At 43.6% G+C, this 21,576-nt stretch carries 20 protein-coding genes; 15 read left to right on the top strand and 5 right to left on the bottom strand.

The features are described from left to right. Positions 1-545: 545 nt before the first annotated feature. Positions 546-1,232: a peptidase associated/transthyretin-like domain-containing protein gene (locus RG47T_RS16115; protein ID WP_074490422.1), complete on the top strand. Its 687-nt coding sequence runs from the start codon at positions 546-548 to the stop codon at positions 1,230-1,232. A 164-nt stretch (positions 1,233-1,396) separates the two neighbouring features. Here the strand turns inward: RG47T_RS16115 and RG47T_RS16110 are convergent, their stop codons facing one another. After that, the gene (locus RG47T_RS16110) at positions 1,397-2,371 is read right to left on the bottom strand and encodes an integrase core domain-containing protein (RefSeq protein WP_074490421.1); all 975 of its coding nucleotides are present in this window, start codon (positions 2,369-2,371) and stop codon (positions 1,397-1,399) included. Positions 2,372-2,569: 198 nt separating this feature from the next. Between RG47T_RS16110 and RG47T_RS16105 the strand changes: the two genes are divergently transcribed. The 8 genes from RG47T_RS16105 to RG47T_RS16070 all read left to right on the top strand — a co-directional run bounded on the left by RG47T_RS16105 (position 2,570) and on the right by RG47T_RS16070 (position 12,544). Further along, a complete protein-coding gene (locus RG47T_RS16105) occupies positions 2,570-4,204 on the top strand; it encodes a TldD/PmbA family protein (protein ID WP_074490420.1) in 1,635 nt (544 codons plus the stop codon). Positions 4,205-4,393: 189 nt separating this feature from the next. Then, positions 4,394-4,699: a GIY-YIG nuclease family protein gene (locus RG47T_RS16100; RefSeq protein ID WP_074490419.1), complete on the top strand. Its 306-nt coding sequence runs from the start codon at positions 4,394-4,396 to the stop codon at positions 4,697-4,699. 783 nt (positions 4,700-5,482) lie between these two features. After that, positions 5,483-7,123 carry a TldD/PmbA family protein gene (locus RG47T_RS16095; RefSeq protein ID WP_074490418.1) on the top strand — a complete coding sequence of 547 codons (1,641 nt, stop codon included), beginning with the start codon at positions 5,483-5,485 and terminating at the stop codon, positions 7,121-7,123. 8 nt (positions 7,124-7,131) lie between these two features. Then, positions 7,132-8,472, top strand: a complete 1,341-nt coding sequence (locus RG47T_RS16090; RefSeq protein WP_074490417.1) for a TldD/PmbA family protein — start codon at positions 7,132-7,134, stop codon at positions 8,470-8,472. A gap of 293 nt (positions 8,473-8,765) precedes the next feature. After that, positions 8,766-10,400 carry a TldD/PmbA family protein gene (locus RG47T_RS16085; protein WP_074490416.1) on the top strand — a complete coding sequence of 545 codons (1,635 nt, stop codon included), beginning with the start codon at positions 8,766-8,768 and terminating at the stop codon, positions 10,398-10,400. A gap of 1 nt (position 10,401) precedes the next feature. Then, positions 10,402-11,736 (top strand): TldD/PmbA family protein, encoded by a 1,335-nt coding sequence (locus tag RG47T_RS16080; protein ID WP_074490415.1) that lies wholly within the window; start codon positions 10,402-10,404, stop codon positions 11,734-11,736. 138 nt (positions 11,737-11,874) lie between these two features. Further along, positions 11,875-12,087: a UPF0175 family protein gene (locus tag RG47T_RS16075; RefSeq protein WP_074493521.1), complete on the top strand. Its 213-nt coding sequence runs from the start codon at positions 11,875-11,877 to the stop codon at positions 12,085-12,087. 13 nt (positions 12,088-12,100) lie between these two features. Further along, a complete protein-coding gene (locus RG47T_RS16070) occupies positions 12,101-12,544 on the top strand; it encodes a PIN domain-containing protein (protein ID WP_139302432.1) in 444 nt (147 codons plus the stop codon). 1 nt (position 12,545) lies between these two features. Here RG47T_RS16070 and RG47T_RS16065 read toward each other — a convergent pair whose 3' ends face one another. The 4 genes from RG47T_RS16065 to RG47T_RS16050 all read right to left on the bottom strand — a co-directional run bounded on the left by RG47T_RS16065 (position 12,546) and on the right by RG47T_RS16050 (position 15,529). Beyond that, positions 12,546-13,154 (bottom strand): RDD family protein, encoded by a 609-nt coding sequence (locus RG47T_RS16065; RefSeq protein WP_074490414.1) that lies wholly within the window; start codon positions 13,152-13,154, stop codon positions 12,546-12,548. A 64-nt stretch (positions 13,155-13,218) separates the two neighbouring features. After that, positions 13,219-14,238 (bottom strand): toast rack family protein, encoded by a 1,020-nt coding sequence (locus tag RG47T_RS16060; protein WP_074490413.1) that lies wholly within the window; start codon positions 14,236-14,238, stop codon positions 13,219-13,221. Next, entirely contained in the window at positions 14,238-14,801 is a 564-nt protein-coding gene (locus tag RG47T_RS16055) for a PspC domain-containing protein (RefSeq protein ID WP_074490412.1), read from the bottom strand. Before RG47T_RS16055 ends, RG47T_RS16060 begins: the two co-directional genes overlap by 1 nt. A 23-nt stretch (positions 14,802-14,824) precedes the next feature. Next, positions 14,825-15,529: an SDR family oxidoreductase gene (locus RG47T_RS16050; protein WP_074490411.1), complete on the bottom strand. Its 705-nt coding sequence runs from the start codon at positions 15,527-15,529 to the stop codon at positions 14,825-14,827. Between the two features lie 84 nt (positions 15,530-15,613). Between RG47T_RS16050 and RG47T_RS16045 the strand changes: the two genes are divergently transcribed. The 6 genes from RG47T_RS16045 (at position 15,614) to RG47T_RS16020 (ending at position 21,501) form a co-directional block, all read left to right on the top strand. Continuing rightward, positions 15,614-16,345, top strand: a complete 732-nt coding sequence (locus RG47T_RS16045; RefSeq protein ID WP_074490410.1) for an MlaE family ABC transporter permease — start codon at positions 15,614-15,616, stop codon at positions 16,343-16,345. Then, positions 16,342-17,094 (top strand): ABC transporter ATP-binding protein, encoded by a 753-nt coding sequence (locus RG47T_RS16040; RefSeq protein WP_074490409.1) that lies wholly within the window; start codon positions 16,342-16,344, stop codon positions 17,092-17,094. The genes RG47T_RS16045 and RG47T_RS16040 overlap by 4 nt, the downstream gene beginning before the upstream one ends. Positions 17,095-17,240: 146 nt before the next feature. Continuing rightward, entirely contained in the window at positions 17,241-18,128 is an 888-nt protein-coding gene (locus RG47T_RS16035; protein WP_074490408.1) for a class I SAM-dependent methyltransferase, read from the top strand. A 116-nt stretch (positions 18,129-18,244) separates the two neighbouring features. Then, positions 18,245-19,321, top strand: a complete 1,077-nt coding sequence (locus tag RG47T_RS16030; protein ID WP_074490407.1) for a hypothetical protein — start codon at positions 18,245-18,247, stop codon at positions 19,319-19,321. Positions 19,322-19,328: 7 nt separating this feature from the next. After that, positions 19,329-20,294, top strand: a complete 966-nt coding sequence (locus RG47T_RS16025) for a Gfo/Idh/MocA family protein (RefSeq protein WP_074490406.1) — start codon at positions 19,329-19,331, stop codon at positions 20,292-20,294. A 100-nt stretch (positions 20,295-20,394) separates the two neighbouring features. Continuing rightward, the gene (locus RG47T_RS16020; RefSeq protein WP_171972543.1) at positions 20,395-21,501 is read left to right on the top strand and encodes a serine hydrolase domain-containing protein; all 1,107 of its coding nucleotides are present in this window, start codon (positions 20,395-20,397) and stop codon (positions 21,499-21,501) included. The last annotated feature ends 75 nt before the right edge of the window (positions 21,502-21,576 follow it).

Here is a 21,576-nt window from a genome sequence, read left to right as displayed (position 1 = left end):
CCAGAGCGTACCATCAGTGTAGAAAGCTACCGTAGTTATCTTATCCCGCCGATGAAGATCAGGGACTTTACGTTCACTTCACTGTCAGACGCAGTTTAGAAAAGAGAGGCAAGAATCGAGAATCAAGAAGTAAGACAAAGCTTATAATTACTGTTAAGTCTGATCTTGATATTAAATTTTTTGGAAATAATATTCAAGCCTTCCTGCCATTGGCAGGGAGGCTTTTTTTTGGAATTAATTGGAACGTTCCACTTGTGCCACCTGTTCCACTTTGCAGACTTAAAAGTCATAAAAATCAATTTGAATTGTGGTTAATTATTTGATATTTAGTTTATTATATATAAATATCGATTGCTTTCTATGTTCCACTTTTCGAACTTAAAAGTCTGTATTTGTGACAGGATTTTGTCAGCTGAAATCTTGATTCCTGATTCTCGATTCTGGACTGTCTTTAAACCTTTTAACAAATTTTAACTCATTGTTAAGGCAATTATTTTTATTTTTGAAGAATGCGTAGTTGGTGTTTGTTATTTTTTCTCTCATTAATGGCTTCTTTTAGCTATGCTCAGCATGCCCAGGAGGGTGTTGTTTTTGAGAACAAAACCCATGTTGCACTGGCTGGTATAACGGTCGAAAATTTGAACGGTAAATACAAAACCGTTACCGATAAACAAGGCCGGTTTAGCTTAACAGCCAAAATTAGCGACATGCTGGTGCTTAACGGGTTTGGCTACAAGCCAGATACCGTGGTAGTGACTGATCTGCATGCACGCGAGTTTTACATGGACCCGCTGCAACACCTGCTGAACGAGGTAGAAATCAACGGCAAAGGCGCTGTTAATGAATCTATATTTAAACAGCGAAAAGACCCCGACTTCCATAACCAGACCATGACTTACCAGCGTAATAAAGATGGTACGGTAAAGGGTGGTATTAATCTGAGAATATGGTCGAACAAGAAGACCGAGAATGAGGCCAAAAAGCGCGAGTTGGAAGCTAAAAATGATAAGATAACTGCGCAGATTCAACAAGCTTTCAGTAAAGAAAGCATCGAAAAATACGTCCCCCTTAAAGACCAGGAACTGCATAGCTTCATCATGCGCTATTCGCCCGATATAGAAACTTTTACCAGTGAAGAATTTAACCTGGCAGCATACCTCAACAAATGCTACAAAGAGTTTGTAAAACTCTCGCCCGAAGAAAGATTGAAGGCGTCTATTTTTGGAAATTAAAGTTTTAGAAGCCTCTCTCCAGCCCTATTGTTTAAATAAATTTGTCATTGCGAGGTACGAAGCAATCTCGTAACTATACAGATCGGACAAATACACGCGACGAGATTGCTTCGTACCTCGCAATTGTAAGGGTTATGTAATTCGGTAACAGAATTAGGTATTTATTATTTGTTGTTTAGGGTGCACATTTCGATAGGTTTTTTGCCGTTAATGCCTTGATGCGGTCTTTCCCAATTGTAATAAACAAGATATTTTAACAATTCGTCTTCTAACTCTTGCAGGGTATCAAAATCTGTTTCTTCGATAAGATCTTCTTTTAATGTCCTCCAAAAGCGTTCAACCTTGCCGTTGGTTTGTGGCCTGTAGGGTTTCATGTAACGGCGTTTAATGCCGGTTTCCATTAGCATTCTTTCAAACGGGTGCTTGTTTTTGTTTTGACTGCCAGCTGGCCCAAATTCAGGCCCGTTATCTGCGATCATTTCCTCGAACTGGATACCGAACTCTCTTTTGATTGCCTGCATGCAATGCATAGCAGTAAACATGGTGGTTAGTGCGGTGATGTCCTCCATCACCTGCGCCCAGGCTACGCGTGAATAATCATCCAGCACACACAGCAGATAAAGCTTCCTGTTTTGCCCCCTGATCACACTTTTGCTTAAGTGATGACAGTCGATATGCCCTAACTGGCCCATACGTTCCTTAATGATCTTTACCTTTAATTCCCGGTCTGCCGGCTTTAAACGATTCCGGTTATGCCGCTTCAGGACGTTGTATACCCCTGATGGTGATGGTGTAAAGTTATTTGATTTCTGTTTAAGTTGATTCGTGATCTCAAACTTATTGCAACCCCGGTCCCGAAGGTTTAATATCTGCTGCTCATCTTCATCAGATGGCCTGCGGTTCCCATACTTAGGTCCGCGCTTGCCTGGCAACAGATCATTTTCATTACCAGACTGTTTGAAAAGATTGTAATACTTTAAAAAAGCCCTTGCATCTGTATCATGAGCCAAATAGAAATCTTTGGCAAATCTGAATACAGGGTGCTCCCCGCGCTTTACCTGTTCATACTCTCCAATTAGAAAACGATATTTACTTAAATAGTTCCGTTTTAAGGTGAGGTCATTATTAATGTTCCGCATAACGTTAGCTTTAATTGTATAAAGCTAATTCTGTTACCGAATTACTTGACCTTTACAGCAATGACAAATTTGAGGTTTCGTTATATTTTCCATCCGATTCCTGACTCTCAATTTCCGATTCCAAAACCGCACATTCTTGTCTCCTGTTCTTGCCTCTTGCTTCTAAAAAAACTATATTAGGCTCTTAAAACTATAGCCTTGAAAAGAAAAGATTTCCTTTATTTGAGCGGGATGGGATTGGGTGCAGCCATGTTCTCCAATATCCCCGTTATGGGTTCGCCGGTACACCCGGAGGCCGCGCTGCAAGCTGTTGACATAGCTAATAAAAAGCGCATGGCCGATGTGGCCCTTAACGCTGCCAAATCAAGGGGTGCTTCTTATGCCGATGTAAGGATAGGCAGGTATCTTAATCAATCTATAATAACCCGCGAAACCCGGGTGCAAAATATAGCCAATACCGAAAGTTATGGTATGGGCGTACGTGTGCTGGCCAATGGTTGCTGGGGCTTTGCCGCTACCGATAAAATGGACAACGACAGCATTGCCAGGGCGGCAGAGTTAGCCGTACGCATTGCCAAAGAAAATTCTAAGTTACTGAGCGAGCCTGTACAACTGGCACCGCAAAAAGGCTATGGCGAGGTAAGCTGGAAAACCCCGATAGAGAAAAATGCTTTTGAGGTTCCTATAAAAGATAAAGTAGACTTGCTGCTGGCTGCTAACAATGCAGCGCTTAGCGCAGGGGCTAACTTTATAAGTAACCAGTTATTTATGATTAACGAGCAGAAGTATTTTGCTTCTACAGACGGCTCATACATCGACCAGGATATCCATCGCATCTGGCCCAGCTTTACCATCACCAAAACAGATAGCAAGAGCGGCAAGTTTGAAACCCGCAACTCGCTTGGCGCGCCGATGGGCATGGGGTATGAGTATCTTATCCCCGATAAATCTACCGTGCTAAATGGTATTTTTCCCATCTATCGCGACCGTTTTGATATGGTTGAAGATGCCAAAACTGCTGTTGCCCAACTAGACCAAAAACTAAAAGCCAAACCGATTGAACCCGGTAAATACGATCTGATTTTAGACCCAACCAACCTTTTCTTAACCATCCACGAATCTGTAGGCCACCCAACAGAATTAGACCGTGTGCTGGGTTACGAAGCCAACTTTGCCGGTACCAGTTTCCTTACCCTGGATAAATGGAAATCGGGTAAATTTAACTTTGGCAGCAACATCGTAAACTTTGCAGGCGATAAGCTGCAGGCCGGTGGTTTAGCCACGGTTGGTTATGATGACGAAGGTGTTAAATGTGGTAAGTGGGATATTATTAAAGATGGCGTTTTGGTTAACTATCAAACCATTCGCGACCAGGCGCACATCCTCGGCCTCAATGCTTCGCAAGGCTGCTGCTACGCCCAAAGCTGGGACGATGTGCAGTTTCAGCGCATGCCAAATGTAAGCCTGCAGCCCGGTAAAGCCAAATTGGCACCAGCCGATTTAATTAAAAATACCGAGAAAGGGCTTTACATGTTTGGCCGTAACTCATACTCTATAGATCAACAACGGTATAACTTCCAGTTTAGCAGCCAGCTTTGTTACGAAATTAAAGACGGTAAAATAGCCGGTATGGTAAGCGGGGCAGCGTATCAGGCCAATACCCAGGAGTTCTGGAATTCATGCTCTGCCATTTGCGATCAAAGCGATTACCGTTTAGGCGGTTCATTCTTCGATGGTAAAGGCCAGCCATCCCAAGTAAGCGCGGTATCACACGGATGTTCAACCAGTAAGTTCGATAAAGTGAATGTGATTAATACAAGCAGGAAGATATAAAGGGAGGTGGAAGATTCTCCACCGTCATGCCGAACTTGTTTCGGCATCTCATATGCTAAGTTTACTGTAAGTAATTATGCTATTTAAAATGATAAAGGGGATGAGCAGGGAGCAAAAGACTCTCCGCCCGTCATGCCGAACTTGTTTCGGCATCCCACATGCTAAGTATGCGAGAACCAAATAAACAATATGCTATTTAAACAGGGCCATGTTTATATCATGTCCAATCAATACCGAACCACTTTTTACATCGGTGTAACAAGTGATCTGCGATCAAGAGTTTGGCAACACTTAAATAACAATGAAGGTTCAGCTTATGTAAAAAAATATAAGTTGTTCGATTTAGTATATTATGAACATTTTGACCGTATTACGGATGCTATTGATAGAGAAAAGCAATTGAAAAACTGGCATCATGAATGGAAAGTAAATTTAATCAAGTCTGTGAATCCAGAAATGAAGGACTTGAAAGTAGAAATTGACTATCAGGAATAACAGTTACAGATTTGTCCTATGGGATGCCGAAACAAGTTCGGCATGACGGGCTTATGGGGGAAGTTGGTATTACGGAGAGTAGAGGAAAGGAAATTCACCATGTCGTCCTGAACATGTTTCAGAATCTCACGGGACAGGTCTGCTACTTTTAAGTCTTAGAGCTTAGCAAGTGGGATGCCGAAACGAGTTCGGCATGACGGGCGGCTTATTGGGGAAGTTGGTATTACGGAGAGTAGAGGAAAGGAAATTCACCATGTCGTCCTGAACTTGTTTCAGGATCTCACGGGACAGGTCTGGTACTTTAAAGTCGTAGAGCTTAGCAAGTGGGGTGCCGAAACGAGTTCGCCATGACGGGCGGCTTATGGAATGGGTCTGCTGCTTTAAAGTCGTAGAGTTTAGCAAGTGGGATGCCGAAACAAGTTCGGCATGACGGGCGGCTTATGGGGGGATTTGGTATTACGGATAGGGCAGGAAAGGAAATCCACCATGTCGTCCTGAACTTGTTTCAGGATCTCACGGGACAGGTCTGCCACTTTTAAGTCTTAGAGCTTAGCAAGTGGGATGCCGAAACAAGTTCGGCATGACGGGCGGTTTATGGGACAGGTCTGCTGCTTTTAAGCATATTTAAAATCAACAAATACCGTAACAAATTAATTGTAACCAGCGTCTAACCAAAATACAATCAACCTAAATAATTATTAACTTAAGCACCAATTATACTCAACCATACCACTAACTGACAATCGATATATAGTTTAAATCATTTACTAAACTCTTACTACTTTGAACAGAAAAAATTTCCTTTATCTCACAGGCATGGGCATAAGCGGCGCCATGCTGGCGGGGATACCAGTTATCGGTTCGCCCATATCTGCCGAGGCAGCTATGCAGGGCGGTATCGACGTTGCCCTTAAAAAACGAATGGCCGATGTTGCGCTCAATGCCGCACGGTCAAAAGGTGCAACTTATACAGATGTCCGTATCGGGCGTTATTTGCGCCAATTTGTGGTAACGCGCGAAGAAAAAGTGCAAAACGTAGTAAATACCGAGAGTTATGGCATGGGTATACGTGTACTAGCCAACGGTTGCTGGGGTTTTGCGGCTACCGATAAAATGGACAACGATAGTATTGCCAAAGCAGCAGCAGCGGCAGTAGCCATTGCCAAAGAGAATGCGCGCATCCAGTCGGAACCCGTTCAGTTAGCCCCTCAAAAAGGTTACGGCGAGGTAAGCTGGAAAACACCAATCGAAAAAAATGCTTTCGAGGTGCCTATTAAAGATAAGGTTGACTTATTATTGAAGGTGAATGATACGGCCATGAAAGCTGGTGCTAATTATATCACTTCCATCATCTTTTCTGTTAACGAGCAAAAATATTTTGCATCCAGCGATGGTTCATACATAGACCAGGATGTACACCGCATTTGGCCAACATTTTTTGCAACCCACGTGGATGCTAAAAGTGGCAAATTTGAAACCCGTAATGCACTGAGTTCGCCGCGTGGTATGGGTTATGAGTACCTGATACCCAAAGCGGCAGATAAAATTACAAACATGCCGACCCCGCTTTATCGTAACAGCTACGATATGATAGAGGATGCAGGTTTTGCAGGTAAACAAGGTGCTGAAAAAATGGCTGCCAAATCTGTTGAAGCGGGTAAATATGATTTGATCTTAGATCCATCAAATCTCTGGTTAACTATCCACGAGTCTGTTGGCCACCCTACAGAGCTTGACCGTGTGCTGGGTTACGAGGCTAACTTTGCCGGTACCAGTTTCCTTACTTTAGATAAATGGAAAACGGGCAAATTTAACTTCGGCAGCAAGAATGTAAACATTGTGGCCGATAAACTGCAACCGGGTTCGCTGGGTGCGGTGGGTTATGATGACGAAGGTGTTAAATGCGGCCAGTGGGATATTATTAAAGATGGTATTTTGGTTAACTATCAAACCATCCGCGATCAGGCGCACATCATTGGGCTTAATGCCTCGCAGGGTTGTTGCTATGCCGATGCCTGGAGCGATGTGCAGTTTCAACGGATGCCAAATATTTCGTTGCAGCCGGGTAAAACACCGCTTACACCAGCCGAACTGATTAAAGATGTAGAGAAAGGTATTTATGTAGTGGGCGACAGCTCATTCTCTATCGATCAGCAACGTTACAACTTCCAGTTTAGCGGCCAGCTTTATTACGAGGTAAAGAACGGTAAAATTGTAGGTATGCTTAACGATGTGGCTTACCAATCAAACACCCAGGAGTTCTGGAACTCATGCTCGGCCGTATGTGATAAAAGCGATTACCGTTTAGGCGGTTCGTTCTTTGACGGTAAAGGTCAGCCAGAGCAGGTAAGCGCCGTGTCGCACGGTTCATCTACCACACGATTTAATGGAGTTAATATCATCAACACAGCAAGAAAAATCTAAAAAATATTATGGCTATATTAAGTGAAGAAGAAGCGCGCTCGCTCATGAAAAAGGCGCTCAGCTATTCTAAAGCCGATGAGTGTGAAATTAATTTGAACGGTTCGGATAGCGCAAACATTCGTTATGCCCGTAACTCGGTATCAACAAGTGGTGCCATTGCCCAAACCAGTTTGGTGGTATCATCAGCATTCGGCAAAAAACTAGGCGTAGCAACTATTAACGAGTACGACGATGCCTCGTTAGAAAAAGTAGTTCGCCGCTCGGAAGAACTGGCCCAACTGGCGCCGGAGAATCCGGAGTTTATGCCTTTCCTGGGTCCGCAAACTTACGCCGCGCCAAACCCTAAATTATTTGACCAGAAAACGGCAGACATGTCGCCTAAGCTGCGTACCGATATGGTAGCACAAAGCTTACAGGTAGCAAAAGATAGCAAGCTTACCGCCGCTGGCTTTTTGCAAAATACCGGCAGCTTTGCCGCCATGATGAACTCGCACGGTTTATTCGCGTATAACAAATACAGCGATATTAATTTTTCGGTAACGCTGCGTAGCGAAGATGGTAAAGGTTCTGGCTATGCCTCGAGAGATTATGAGGACTATACCAAAATGGATACCCTTAAATTAACCAAGGTATCTGCCCAAAAGGCAACCGGATCGATAACAGCCAAAGCCATTGAGCCCGGTAAGTACACCGTAATTCTGGAGCCATCTGCAGGTATTGTATTGTTAGAGCAATTATACGGCGGTTTAGATGCACGTAGCGCAGATGAAGGCCGCAGCTTTTTAAGCAAAGCCGGTGGTGGTACCAAACTGGGTGATAAACTGGTTGACGAACGTGTAACCATTTACTCTGACCCGCAAAACCCTGACCTGCCAAGTAGTACCTGGAATGGCGACGGTCGCCCGCAGGAACGCATTAACTGGATAGAAAAAGGTGTGGTAAAAAACCTCTACTATTCTCGTTATTGGGCACAGAAAAAAGGTGTTAAAGCCATCCCGGGCCCCGATGCAATAACCATGTTAGGTGGAGATGCCTCGCTGGAAGACCTGATTAAGAGTACAGAAAGAGGTATCCTGGTTACCCGTTTGTGGTATATCCGCCCGGTTGATCCGCAAACTTTACTGTACACCGGCTTAACCCGAGATGGTACTTTCTATATCGAGAACGGGCAAATTAAGTTCCCGGTTAAAAACTTCCGTTTTAACGAAAGCCCCATCATTATGCTCAACAACCTGGAAGCCCTTGGCCGCCCGGAACGTGCAGTAAGCGGTGAGTCATTCCAAAGTGCCATGATCCCGCCAATGAAGATCAGAGACTTTACGTTCAGCTCGTTATCAGACGCAGTTTAGTTTTTAGACTCAAGAATCCAGAGACAAGAATCAAGATAGGAAGGCCCCGATGTTCGGGTCCTTTTTTTATGGTTTTATTGACCAAATTAAAATTTGTTCTGAACGACAGCGAAGAACCTGCTACGTAATTGCCTGTCGAAGAAGATATTTCGCTGTCGCTCAATATGACAAATGGAAAAAGAGCGTCAAATCCGGTAACAGTCTTTACAATTTTCATAAAAAGGTTGTAATTCATCCAAATAAAAATTTATTTAAATAGTAAATAGATATATTTAGGAATAAATCTTACCATTTTGAAAAGAAAAGACTTCCTCTATTTGTCCGGGATGAGTTTTGGGGCGGCAATGCTCAACAAAATTCCGGTAATGGGTTCGCCAATACCACACGATTTGCTTACGCAGGGTGTTGATGTTGCCGTAAAAAAGCGAATGGCCGATGTGGTATTAAACACAGCCAAATCCAAGGGTGCTACTTATGCTGATGTACGTATTGGCCGGTATCTTAACCAGTATGTAATTACCCGCGAGGATAAGGTGCAAAATGTGGTGAATACCGAATCATACGGGATGGGCATCCGGGTTATCGCCAATGGTAGCTGGGGCTTTTCTGCCACCAGCGATATGACAACCGATGGCATTGCCGCTGCAACAGCCCTGGCCGTGCAGATAGCTAAAGAAAACTCGCGGTTATTAACCAAGCCTGTTGAACTGGCCCCGCAAAAAGGCTACGGTGAGGTAAGCTGGAAAACTCCTATCGAGATCAATGCCTTTGAAGTACCTGTTAAGGAGAAGATAGACCTGCTGCTTGCCGTAAACAATGCCGCCATAACGGCCGGCGCAAGCTATGTAGATTCGGCCATGTTTACGGTTAACGAGCAAAAGTATTTTGCATCAACAGATGGTTCATACATCGATCAGGATATCCATCGTTTGTGGCCTGTTTTCAATGTAACTAAAATCGACGCTAAAAGCGGCAAGTTCGAAACCCGTAATTCGCTGGGCTCACCGGTGGGGATGGGATACGAATATTTAACGCCTAAAGAATCGGAAAAAATCCATAGCCAGACCACCCTGTACCGTAACCGGTATGATATGGTGGAGGATGCCAAGCTTGCCGCCGTGCAAGCCGCAGAAAAGCACAAAGCCAAATCGGTAGATGCAGGTAAGTATGACCTAGTGCTCGACCCTACAAACTTATATTTAACCATCCACGAATCGGCTGGCCACCCCTCCGAGCTCGACCGTGTGCTGGGTTACGAAGCCAATTTTGCCGGTACAAGTTTCCTTACGCTGGATAAATGGAAATCGGGTAAGTTTAATTACGGCAGCAAGCTGGTTAACATTGCTGCAGATAAAACCCAACCCAATTCACTGGGCTATGTAGGTTATGATGACGAAGGCGTTAAGTGCGGTAAATGGGATATTATTAAAGACGGTGTGTTGGTTAACTACCAGGCCATCCGCGATCAGGCGCATATTATCGGCCTTAAAGAATCGCAAGGTTGTTGTTATGCCGAAAGTTGGGATAATGTACAGTTTCAGCGTATGGCCAATATTTCTTTACAACCCGGCAAAACGCCACTCGCACCTGCCGAACTGATTAAAAATGTAGAGAAAGGTATTTACATTATCGGTGATGGTTCGTACTCTATCGATCAGCAGCGTTATAACTTTCAGTTTAGCGGGCAGTTGTTTTACGAGATCAAAGAGGGCAAAATTACCGGCATGCTGAAAGATGTAGCCTACCAATCTAACACTCAGGAGTTCTGGAACTCCTGCAGCGCCATTTGCGATGAAAAAGATTACCGTTTAGGTGGTACCTTCTTCGATGGCAAAGGCCAGCCGGCGCAAAGTAATGCGGTATCGCACGGTTCATCTACCGCCCGTTTTAACGGCGTAAACGTAATTAACACCTCAAGAAAAATCTGATATGCCATTGTTAACTCAAGAAGAGGCCAAAACTTTATTAAAGAAAGTCCTCAGTTATTCAAAAGCCGACGAGTGCGAAGTTAATCTGTCCGGCTCGGATGTAGGTAATATCCGGTATGCACTTAATTCCGTATCAACCAGTGGTGGCATCAGCGAAAAAATGTTGGTGGTAAGCTCGGCATTCGGTAAAAAAGCGGGTGTGGCTACCATTAACGAGTTTGATGATGCCTCGCTGGAGAAAGTGGTGCGCCGCTCGGAAGAGCTGGCCAAACTGGCTCCCGAAAACCCGGAGTATATGCCCTTGCTAGGTCCGCAAACCTATCTCGAGTCAAAAACTTATGTAGAGGCAACAGCCGCCATCAGCCCTAAAACACGGGCCGACGCTGTGGCTACCAGTTTGGAGATTTCTAAGGCCGGTAACCTTAATGCAGCTGGCTTTTACAACAACAGCACCGGCTTTAGCGCCATGATGAACTCTAAGGGGTTGTTTGCTTACAATACCGCTACCAGCGTAGCCTTTAACGTTACCGTGCGCACGCCGGATGGTAAGGGCTCGGGCTATGCATCAAAAGGGTATAATGATGTAAGTAAGCTTGATGTGGCGGCTGCTACCCGTATTGCAGCCCAAAAGGCATCAGCTTCTATAACCGCCAAGGCGATAGAGCCGGGCAAGTATACCGTGATATTAGAGCCGGCCGCAGTAATTGTATTGCTGGAAAACATGCTTTACGAACTGGATGCCCGTAATGCCGATGAAGGCCGGAGCTTTTTAAGCAAGCCGGGCGGCACCACCAAGTTAGGCGACAAATTGGTAGACGAACGCATAAATATTTATTCCGACCCGCAAAATGCCGATCTTCCTACAGCAACCTGGGCCGGCGATGGCCGCCCGCAGGAAAAAATTGCCTGGATTGATAAAGGCGTGGTGAAAAACCTGTTCTACTCGCGCTATTGGGCGCAGAAAAAAGGCGTAAAGGCCACTCCGCAACCCGATGCCGTAATTATGGAAGGCGGTAGTGCATCGCTCGAAGAATTGATTAAAGGTACAGAGCGCGGTATATTGGTTACCCGTTTATGGTATATCCGCTCGGTAGATCCACAAACGCTGCTCTTTACCGGCCTTACCCGCGACGGTACTTTCTATATCGAGAACGGTAAAATCGCATTCCCAGTTAAGAATTTCCGTTTTAATGAAAGTCCGGTTATTATGCTCAACAACCTGGAAGCCCTTGGTAAATCAGAACGTACCGTAAGTGGCGAATCTGGCCAGGGGGCGATGATCCCACCGTTGAAGATCAGGGACTTTACGTTTACGTCATTGTCGGACGCGGTTTAGGAAGAGAATTAAAATTAATATATTAAAGGAAAGCCATTCTGGTTCAGAATCGCTTTCTTTGATTTAGCTTTTCACGTCATTGCGAACGAAGCAATGACGTGTTTTTATTATAAAGACTTTTTAGTTAACTTTATAAATATGAAAACGCTTACTTTTGATATACCTGAAGATGTTGATGAAAGCGAAGTAAGGTTATCTGTCGCTTATGTGTTGTTTGACAAAGGTAGTATGTCATCAGGCGAAGCTGCGCAGTTTGCAGGGGTTTCTAAAAGGTGGTTTCTGGAAAATGCTGCGCGTTATGGAACATCTATTTTTGGTGAATCAGAGGAAGATTTAAGATCTGCAGATTGAAGTGAGTAACATTGTGATATCTGATACAAGTTGCCTTATCGCTTTAGACAGAATCGGGTACTTAAATATTTTGCATGAAACTTTTCCTGTAATTTATATCACTCCCAAAATAAAAGAGGAGTTTGAATTCCCATTACCTGATTGGATATTAGTTAAACAAATTTCGAATCAAGAACAATTAAAGTCTCTTGAAAATATTCTTGACGCAGGAGAGGCGAGCGCAATTACATTGGCGTTGGAAATTAAGGCTATTTTAATTATTGACGAAAGGAAGGGACGGTCTGTAGCAAAAGCTATGGATATTAAAATAATGGGCACCTTAAAAGTTTTATTGCTTGCGAAACAAAAAGGAGTTATCAATTCTGTAAAGGAAATTATAGATTTATTAGAAGAACATTCTTTTAGATTTAGCAAGAATATTAAGGATGAAGTTTTAAAGCTCGCAAACGAGGACTAATCTACACCAACCTATCCTTCACCACCAAAGTCCCAGCCATCATATCATGCAAACACTGTTGCTTTTTGTTGAAAAAGTTGAGGACGTACCCAACCCCCAAAGTAAGCACAGAAAATATCTTGGCGAAGTTTCTACCTGTTGCAGCGCTGCTGTTAATGGGGTAGCCCTGCATGTCGGTTACTTTAATTTTTAAGATCTGCTTGCCGTAAGTGGCTTGCCTGGGGCCGCTTTCCATTACAATATGGTAAATGAGGTAGGCAATGGGGATTATAGCCAGTAAACTGCCGCTGAGTATCATGTTAAACATTTTGCCCTGCGATATTAATACGATGAGTAAGGCAGGTATCACAAATACTGCGGTAACAATCAGCCAGTCTATTACAGCAGCAAGCAAACGCTGGTCGAAACTGCCGAAGTATTGCGGAATAACCGGCGGCTTGCTAAAGCCAAGCACCTCGCGCAGTTCGGGTATTTCGTGGGCTTCTTTGTAATCAATCATGGCTTCGGTTTTAACAAAGTCGGCAGGTTTAAGTCCTTTGGCTTTTAGCTCTGTAATGCTGAAAGGGCCTTCGGGTTTACCGCCTATGACCATGATATATGTTTGAGACATTGTTTAAATATAAAAAAACCGCTTTGTAAATCACAAAGCGGTTAAACTATGGTAGTGTTTGGTTTTAGTATCTGCGAACTTTAAAATCTGATAAGCCACCGCTTATGGTAATGTAGATCTTGTTTTTGGCGGCATCAAATCCCGGGGTTTTGTATTCGTTATCGCCGTTATTGCTAAAACCGTCGAAGTTGTTTGACGACAGGCCTGTACTGCTATTAATCATGCAGGCTGCATCTTTAGGCACGCTCACGGTAATGTCAGACACGCCGGATGAAATATTAACCCGGGTATTGTTTTCTACCGGCTGGCCCAGCTTAATGCTGAATGAGGCTGCGCCGCCGCTTAATACCAACGACCGTACTTTAAACTTAGCGAGGTCAAAGTCCAAACTAGTTGCACCCGCTTTGATGTTTACATCCCATAGCGGGTTCGGGTTTAATTTCAGCGTGGCCGTATTGGCTTTATTATCGCCCCAGGTAAAGCTTTTGCGATGCTGATTGTTCATGTTAAAATCAACCACGCTTACAGAATCGTCGGTATGGTTTTTCAACGTGTAACGGCCCGAGAACTCTTTTACGTTAGCCGCAAACAGGTCATTAGTGGTATCGCTCAGGTTGTAAGTGGTACCGCCGCCGCTTAAGTTTAAACGCGCTATCCGGGTGCCTGGTGCAAAGGCGGTGTGGTAAAAACTATTGCCATCAACCTTAACAATATCGCTTGTATTAGTAGTAGTGCTGTCGCTATCGTCTTTATCATCGCCCAGGTCAATATCCATATCGTCGTCATCATTGTCTTTATGATGATGCCCGTTAAAGTAAAAGGTTGGGAAAAACCTGTTCCGGTCGCCAAAATCGCCAAATAGCAATAAACCAACACCAACCACTATAACAGTTAGCTTTATAACCGTAGCCCAGATGCTGCGGTTATTGGCAAATATGAGGTTAACACCACCAATCACTAAAAATATAGGCCACAGGTGCAGTATGTTGCTCCAGTGAAAGTGTAGGTATCCAAAATTTCTCAGCAGGACAACGGCCCCAATGAGCACCAGGATAACACCTGGTGTAAGTCTGTCTCTTCTCATTATAATTCGGTTGAAGGGTTATCGGTTGCTGGTTCTTCTTTTACTTCGGATTTTACAGGCTCTGCCGGTTGCTGCCATGCTTGTGCCGGTTTGGGTTTGTTGCCGCCTTTAAAAATTAAGGCAATACCAATTACCACCAATATTACCGGCCACCATTGGTCAAAACGCCAATCGGGGATAATGTCAAACTCGTCCAGTAAAAAACCTCCGCCTAAAAGTATTAATACTAAACCGCCAATTAATGCGGCTGTTGTTGGGTGCTTTTGTGGTTGCGGCACAAAAGTAGGCGTAGGCTGGTATGGGTTTGCAGCATTATATTGTTGATAAGGCGAACCCGAGCCCGGAGGCACGGTATAATCAACCGGAGGTACAAAGCTGAATGGTTTTTTAGGTAATACAATCCAAAGTACAATGTATAGCAAACCGCCGCCGCCTTTTAAAATTAAAGTTAATACAAAAACCAGGCGTACAATAGATACATCAATACCAAAGTAATCGGCTAGTCCGGCGCAAACACCACTTATTACTTTGTGCTGTTCGTCGCGATATAATTTCTTTTCCATAACAATTAGTTTTTTGAGTGATTTTATAACTGGCCGAAAACGGGTGTTATGGTGATCTCGTTAACATTGGCTCCGGCGCTCATATTATAAATCGCGATTACTGCCGAAGCGATGTCGTCTGGTAATACCATTTTGTTGGCATCAACCGCAACTCCATCCCAGGAAGAAGTTAAGGTTGAGCCCGGAATTACCGAGGTTACTTTTACACCATATTGTTGCATTTCCAGCCTCATTATACTACTAAGACTAAGTGTCGCTGCTTTTGTTACACTATACATACCGGCATTTACTACCGGGTTTATAGCCGCTATAGAGCAAATGTTAAAGATGTGCCCGTTTTGTGCAGCGGCCAGCTTTTTGCCAAAATAGCGATAAAGTTCGTAAGCCGGGCGCAGGTTGGCGCTTAACTGAAAATCGAAGGTGTCTTCGGCATCATCTAAAATAGAGGTAGGCTGGTAAATGCCCACATTATTAACAATTACGTGGATATAGCCCAGCTGAGCCTCGGCAGTTTGGGCAAAATTTAGCAGCTGATCTTTTTTGGTAGCGTCGGCTTCAACGGTTATTATGCTGATCTGTTGATTAATACTGAGCAGTTCTGCTTTTATTTGTTCTAAATCTTTTATATTTCGTGAACAAATTGCAAGGTTCAATCCTTGTTTAGCGAAAGCAAAAGCGATAGCCCGGCCCATGCCCTTGGTAGCACCTGTAATTAGAGCGGTTTTCATGCTTAAAATTACCCATTTGTTATAAGCTGTAAAGCCTGCTGATTAAAAAATGTATTTTTGAATCAAATTATTTAAAATAGTAGCATGTTTACTTCTTTTGGCAGATACATCTTGTTGTTGCGTTTAAGCTTCAGAAAGCCCGAAAAATTTAGTGTTTACTGGGGCGAAGTAATGCGCGAAATGGTATCAATCGGTATTGGGTCTCTCGGTATCATTAGTATCATTTCTGTGTTTATCGGTGCAGCAACTACCATACAAATTGCGTTTCAGCTGGCAAGCCCTTTAATACCACGCAGTATTGCCGGTAGTATTGGGCGCGATACCACCATCCTGGAGTTTAGCCCCACCATATCATCATTGGTGCTGGCGGGCAGGGTAGGCTCGAGCATTGCATCACAAATTGGTACCATGCGGGTTACCGAGCAAATAGACGCTTTAGAGATTATGGGTGTTAATGCGCCCGGATATCTCATCGCCCCTAAAATTATTGGTGGCATAACCATGGTGCCTTTGCTGGTAATTGTATCTATTTTTTTAGGTATTGGGGGTGGTTACTTGGCCTGTTTTACATCAAGTGATGTATCTACATCAGATTATGTTTCCGGTTTGCGAGATGGTTTCGATCCGCTTACCATCCAGGTAGCGTTAGTTAAATCATTGGTTTTTGGGTTTATCATCACTTCTATTTGTGCTTATCAGGGATTTTATACCAGCGGCGGCGCTTTAGAGGTTGGCCAGTCTGCCACCCGTGGCGTTGTATACAGCTGCGTAATGATTTTATTTGCTGACCTTGTTATTACCCGTTTAATGTTATGATTGAGATTAAAGATATTTATAAAACGTTTGGTGATAACGATGTTTTAAAAGGCATTACTGCAAATTTTAAACCCGGCAAAAATAATCTCATCATCGGTGGCTCCGGTTCTGGTAAAACTACTTTGCTTAAATGCATAGTAGGCTTACACGCCCCAACCAAGGGAGATGTAATTTTTGACGGTGAAAATTTTACCGATATGGATTTTGAGCAGCGTGTGCCTATCAGAAAGCAAATTGGTATGTTGTTTCAAAACTCGGCATTGTTCGATTCGATGACGGTGGAGGATAATATTATCTTCCCGCTCAATTTGTTTAGTACCATGTCCAAATCAGAAAAACTTGACCGTGCTAACTTTTGTTTAGAGCGTGTTAACCTGGAGGGGAAAAATAAGCTGTTTCCGTCAGAACTTTCGGGTGGTATGAAAAAACGGGTGGGTATAGCACGCGCTATTTCTATGGAACCCAAATATCTATTTGTGGATGAGCCAAACTCTGGCCTCGACCCACAAACATCTATTGTAATTGACGAACTGATTAGCGAATTAACCCTCGAATACAAGATCACAACCGTAATGGTTACCCACGATATGAACTCGGTAATGGGTATTGGCGATAATATTTTGTTTTTATACCAGGGTAAAAAATGGTGGGAGGGTTCTAACAAAGAAATAGCCCATACCGATAATAAAGAACTGAACGACTTTGTATTTGCCAGTAAATTTACACAGGCAGCCCGCGAAAAGTTATAATTCTTATGTCAGAAGTCATGAGTTCTTAGTCATTGGTAAATATTATCTTTGCAGTATATAAGTCTGTAATACGACTTCATATACAGGAAACTTTAAAACTTGTGGCCAGTAACCCTGACTCGCAATTCGGCACTCAAAACTAAAATATGATCCAACTCCTTACGCCTCAGCACTGGAAAGACTACGAATTAATTGATTGCGGCAATTTTGAAAAGCTGGAACGTTTTGGCGATGTAATATTGGTTAGGCCCGAGCCACAAGCCGTTTGGGCTAAAATATTGCCGGATAGCGAATGGCTGCGTTTGCAAACCATCCGTTTTAGAGGCCGGTCTGCCACATCGGGCGATTGGGTGAAAAAGAATCCTAAAACGGCCGACCGCTGGCACATTGGCTATAAGAATGATGATGTGGCTATCCAGTTTCGTTTAGCATTAACATCATTTAAGCACGTAGGTATTTTCCCCGAGCAGGCTGTAAACTGGGATTATATTTCCAGCCATGTTAAACAAATAAAAGCAAAAAGCCCCAAAGTACTTAACCTGTTTGCTTACACCGGTGGCGCCTCGTTAATAGCCAGGGCTGCAGGTGCAGATACCACACACGTAGATTCGATACGCCAAGTGGTAAGCTGGGCTAATGAAAACCAGGAACTGTCAAACCTCGAAAACATCCGCTGGGTGGTAGAGGATGCCTTGAAATTTGTGAAGCGCGAATTAAAGCGTGGTAAAAAATATAATGGTATCATCCTTGATCCTCCGGCTTACGGGCATGGCCCCAATGGCGAAAAATGGAAACTGGAAGATCATATCAATGAAATGATGCATGATGTAGTGCAACTCCTCGACCCCGAAGAGCATTTCCTCATCCTCAACACTTATTCAATGGGCTTTTCATCTGTTATTGTAGAAAACCTCATCCGCAGTGCTTTTCCGCAGGTAGAAAATCTGGAGTGCGGCGAGCTTTATCTACAAGCCACATCTGGTATTAAATTACCGTTGGGCGTATTTGGTAAGTTCTATAAAACAAAAAAATAACTGCTGGTTAATTATTGTACGAATGTTTTACGAAATTAAATCAACTATCAAATAATTTTAAGCATATTCGGGCCTAATTTGAAACCTTAGCGCTGCATACTTTACAATAACATCAAATGAAATTTAAAGCTTTCTTACTAACGGGCTCCATGGCTTTGGCATCCGTATTACTGTTTACCAATTGCAGTAACGGTACTAAAACCACCGCAAAAACTACCACCACCAAAACAACAACTAAAGACAGTACAGGCACTGCTGCGGCAACCGATACTGATACTTTATCTGTTGTAAAAACAACCTACCCGCCGCTTGACAAAGCTAAGTATGATTCATTAATGAAATATTTGGCAAATGGCGATACTACTGGTAAATGGCCTGTTAAAAATGCACCTTACCCGTTAGATGGCGCAATATTACCGTTTAAAAGGGTAGTAGCTTACTATGGTAACTTATATTCTAAAAAAATGGGCATTTTGGGCGAATTGCCACCCAATGAAATGCTTGCCAAATTAAAAGGCGAAGTAAAAGCATGGGAAAAGGTAGACCCGAAAATACCCGTACAGCCTGCCTTGCACTACATTGCAGTAGTGGCCAGCGGCGATGCCGGTAAAGATGGTAAATACCGCCACCGTATGCCGTTTAAACAAATTGACAGCATTTTGGTACTGGCCAAAAAAGCACATGCTATTGTGTTTTTAGATGTGCAGGTATCGTTAAGCACCATACAGGCAGAATTACCTTTGCTGGAAAAATACCTGATGATGCCGCAAGTGCATTTTGGTATGGACCCTGAGTTTTCGATGAAAGATGGCTCGCTTCCGGGTAAAAGAATTGGTACTTATGATGCTGCCGATGTAAATTATGTATCTGGCTACCTGGCTAACCTGGTTACTAAATACCACTTGCCTCCCAAAATTTTAATCGTACACCGCTTTACTAAAAAAATGCTGACTAACTATCAGAACATTAAACTGCGTAAAGAAATTCAAATGGTTATTGATATGGATGGCTGGGGCGAACCAGACCTGAAAACAGGTACTTACCGTTACTTTATCCATAATGAGCCGGTACAGTTTACAGGTTTTAAATTGTTCTACAAAAACGATATCAAGAAAGCGCCGCACCATATGTTTACGCCTGCCGAAGTGATAAAAAATTACAAACCACACCCTATCTACATTCAATACCAATAAAAGGTGTATGGTACGCTGGGGTATAATAGGTACCGGCCGGATATCGCACCGGTTTATGCAGGGGCTTGCCACTGTTAAAACTGCAACCTTAACGGGTGCATGGTCGCGCAGGGCAGCGCCGGTAGCAGAATTTATAACTCAGTACGGAGGCAGGGCATTTGCATCTGTCGATGAACTTTTAGCCGCATCAGATATTGATGCGGTTTATATTGCCACCCTGCCCGATAGCCACATGCAATACAGCATTGCAGCACTCAAGGCAGGCAAGCACATGCTTTGCGAAAAACCGTCGGCTGTAAACCTGGCTCAGTTAGAAGAAATATTGGCTGTTGCCAAACAGCAAAACTTATTATTTATGGAGGCCATGAAGCCTCCATTTTTTCCTTTATACCAAGCCCTCAAAAAACATCTCGAAACCGACCCGATCGGCCCGGTTGGTTATGTACGTGCCGGCTCGTCTGTCGCCGGTTTAGAGCCAGAGCATCCTAATTTTAGTCACGCAGGTATTGGCGGCGGCTTAATGGCTATTGCACCCTACGAAGTATTCCTGGCGGCCGACTGGCTCGGCCAAGCCCTCGAAGTGCAAACCATGGGGCATTTTGGCAATAAAAAGGTGGATATGTTCAGCATGTTTCAGACCAGGCACCAAGGCGGTTATGCCCAGCTTTATTGTGGGTTTGAGCTGCATGGCAAAGGCGATGCGCTTATTTGCGGTACGCTCGGTAATATCAAGATCCACAAAAACTGGTGGAACCCATCAAAAGCTACCATTGATTATTTAGACGGGCACGTGGTTGAATTGGACGAACCTTTCACCGCCGGCGGCCTTAATTATGAAATTGAGCATTTTTGCCGGTTGATTGAAAAAGGCTCAATTGAAAGCACGGTGATTACACATGATCTATCCCGTGAGATGATGAGTATGCTGGATAGAGCACGAGCGCAGATAGGGCTGAAATTTGATGGGGATTGAAGGCACGGCTGGCAGAAGCAGAGCGACACAATAGTTTGTTTCTCTTTTTGTTTTAACGTGGTTTTAAATTATGTATCTTGATTTTCAAATCATTACCCCAATGAAAATCAAATTCCTATTCCTCACATTTATACTATTTAGCCAGCTAAGCTTTGGCCAACTTACTGCTAAAACGAATGCAGTTATTAGCCTGATCGGCAATCAGATCAATAGTGATCTTCAAAAAGATAATCTGCATGGCAGCATTTCAGTAGCCATTTTGAAAAATGATCGGGTGATCTGGGCCGGTGCTTTTGGGCATTCGCAAATGGAAAAAGATGTGCCTGCTGATACCAATAATATTTACAGGATAGGCTCTATCACCAAAGTTTTTACCGCTACTTTATTGATGCAGATGGTAGAAGAGGGTAAAATTAAACTGGACGACCCGGTTGAAAATTACCTGCCCGAAATTAAGAATCTGAAGGATTATGATAAATACAGCAAAATTACCTTCAGGCAACTGGCCTCACACACCGCAGGATTAAAACGTGAACCCGAGCTACGTGGTGCCGATGTTGGCCCGCTGGATCAATGGGAACAAAAAGTTTTAGCATGTATTTCCAAAACATCCTATAATAGTAAGCCTGGCGAACAATTTCTGTACTCTAATATTGGTTTTGCCATGCTTGGGCTGGCTATTTCGAGAGCCGCCGGAGTGCCTTACATGCAAATGGTACAGCAGCGCATCCTGGATCCGCTGCATATGACCGATACTTATTTTGCGTTAACAGATGATAAACTATCGCGACTGGCGCAAGGCATGTCTAACGGAAACGGAGGAGTAAATATTGATTTACCGGCGCGCGAATTGAAAGGCCGTGGCTATCGTGTACCAAACGGAGGTATCTACTCAACCCCGCGCGATCTGGCTAAGTTTGCGATGTCGCTGACAGGCAAGCTTGCCTTGCTTTCAGCTAAAAGCTGGAAACAAATGCAGGAAGTGCCGCCTGGGGGTGAAAAATACGGACTTGGATTGATGCTCTACAAAAGTGCAGATCTGGATGTGATTGGGCATAATGGTTCGGTACCGGGTTATACTTCAGAAATGGGTATCGATCAACCAAGTGGTTATGCCGTTATCTTGATGCGTAATTATAATATAGGCAGTACTAATTTAACGAGCATAGCGCATTTGGCTTTGAAAGCGTTGAAGCAGGCTGATTAAATAAAAAAGCGGCACAAAATATTGTGCCGCTACATTCATGTTTTCCGTAGAGACACAATACCTTGTGTCTCTTTT

The sequence above is a fragment of the Mucilaginibacter polytrichastri genome, from assembly GCF_001911425.1.
GTDB lineage: Bacteria > Bacteroidota > Bacteroidia > Sphingobacteriales > Sphingobacteriaceae > Mucilaginibacter > Mucilaginibacter polytrichastri.
The sequence above is the reverse complement of the archived record's forward strand: the minus strand, read 5'-3'. Positions and strand labels throughout refer to the sequence as shown.

Excerpts from the sequence above, each read along its gene's own strand:
- RG47T_RS16115 (WP_074490422.1), top strand. The coding sequence starts at position 546 with ATGGCTTCTTTTAGCTATGCTCAGCATGCCCAGGAGGGTGTTGTTTTT.
- RG47T_RS16110 (WP_074490421.1), bottom strand. The coding sequence starts at position 2,371 with ATGCGGAACATTAATAATGACCTCACCTTAAAACGGAACTATTTAAGT.
- RG47T_RS16100 (WP_074490419.1), top strand. The coding sequence starts at position 4,394 with ATGCTATTTAAACAGGGCCATGTTTATATCATGTCCAATCAATACCGA.
- RG47T_RS16090 (WP_074490417.1), top strand. The coding sequence starts at position 7,132 with ATGGCTATATTAAGTGAAGAAGAAGCGCGCTCGCTCATGAAAAAGGCG.
- RG47T_RS16080 (WP_074490415.1), top strand. The coding sequence starts at position 10,402 with ATGCCATTGTTAACTCAAGAAGAGGCCAAAACTTTATTAAAGAAAGTC.
- RG47T_RS16075 (WP_074493521.1), top strand. The coding sequence starts at position 11,875 with ATGAAAACGCTTACTTTTGATATACCTGAAGATGTTGATGAAAGCGAA.
- RG47T_RS16065 (WP_074490414.1), bottom strand. The coding sequence starts at position 13,154 with ATGTCTCAAACATATATCATGGTCATAGGCGGTAAACCCGAAGGCCCT.
- RG47T_RS16060 (WP_074490413.1), bottom strand. The coding sequence starts at position 14,238 with ATGAGAAGAGACAGACTTACACCAGGTGTTATCCTGGTGCTCATTGGG.
- RG47T_RS16055 (WP_074490412.1), bottom strand. The coding sequence starts at position 14,801 with ATGGAAAAGAAATTATATCGCGACGAACAGCACAAAGTAATAAGTGGT.
- RG47T_RS16050 (WP_074490411.1), bottom strand. The coding sequence starts at position 15,529 with ATGAAAACCGCTCTAATTACAGGTGCTACCAAGGGCATGGGCCGGGCT.
- RG47T_RS16045 (WP_074490410.1), top strand. The coding sequence starts at position 15,614 with ATGTTTACTTCTTTTGGCAGATACATCTTGTTGTTGCGTTTAAGCTTC.
- RG47T_RS16040 (WP_074490409.1), top strand. The coding sequence starts at position 16,342 with ATGATTGAGATTAAAGATATTTATAAAACGTTTGGTGATAACGATGTT.
- RG47T_RS16035 (WP_074490408.1), top strand. The coding sequence starts at position 17,241 with ATGATCCAACTCCTTACGCCTCAGCACTGGAAAGACTACGAATTAATT.
- RG47T_RS16030 (WP_074490407.1), top strand. The coding sequence starts at position 18,245 with ATGAAATTTAAAGCTTTCTTACTAACGGGCTCCATGGCTTTGGCATCC.
- RG47T_RS16025 (WP_074490406.1), top strand. The coding sequence starts at position 19,329 with ATGGTACGCTGGGGTATAATAGGTACCGGCCGGATATCGCACCGGTTT.
- RG47T_RS16020 (WP_171972543.1), top strand. The coding sequence starts at position 20,395 with ATGAAAATCAAATTCCTATTCCTCACATTTATACTATTTAGCCAGCTA.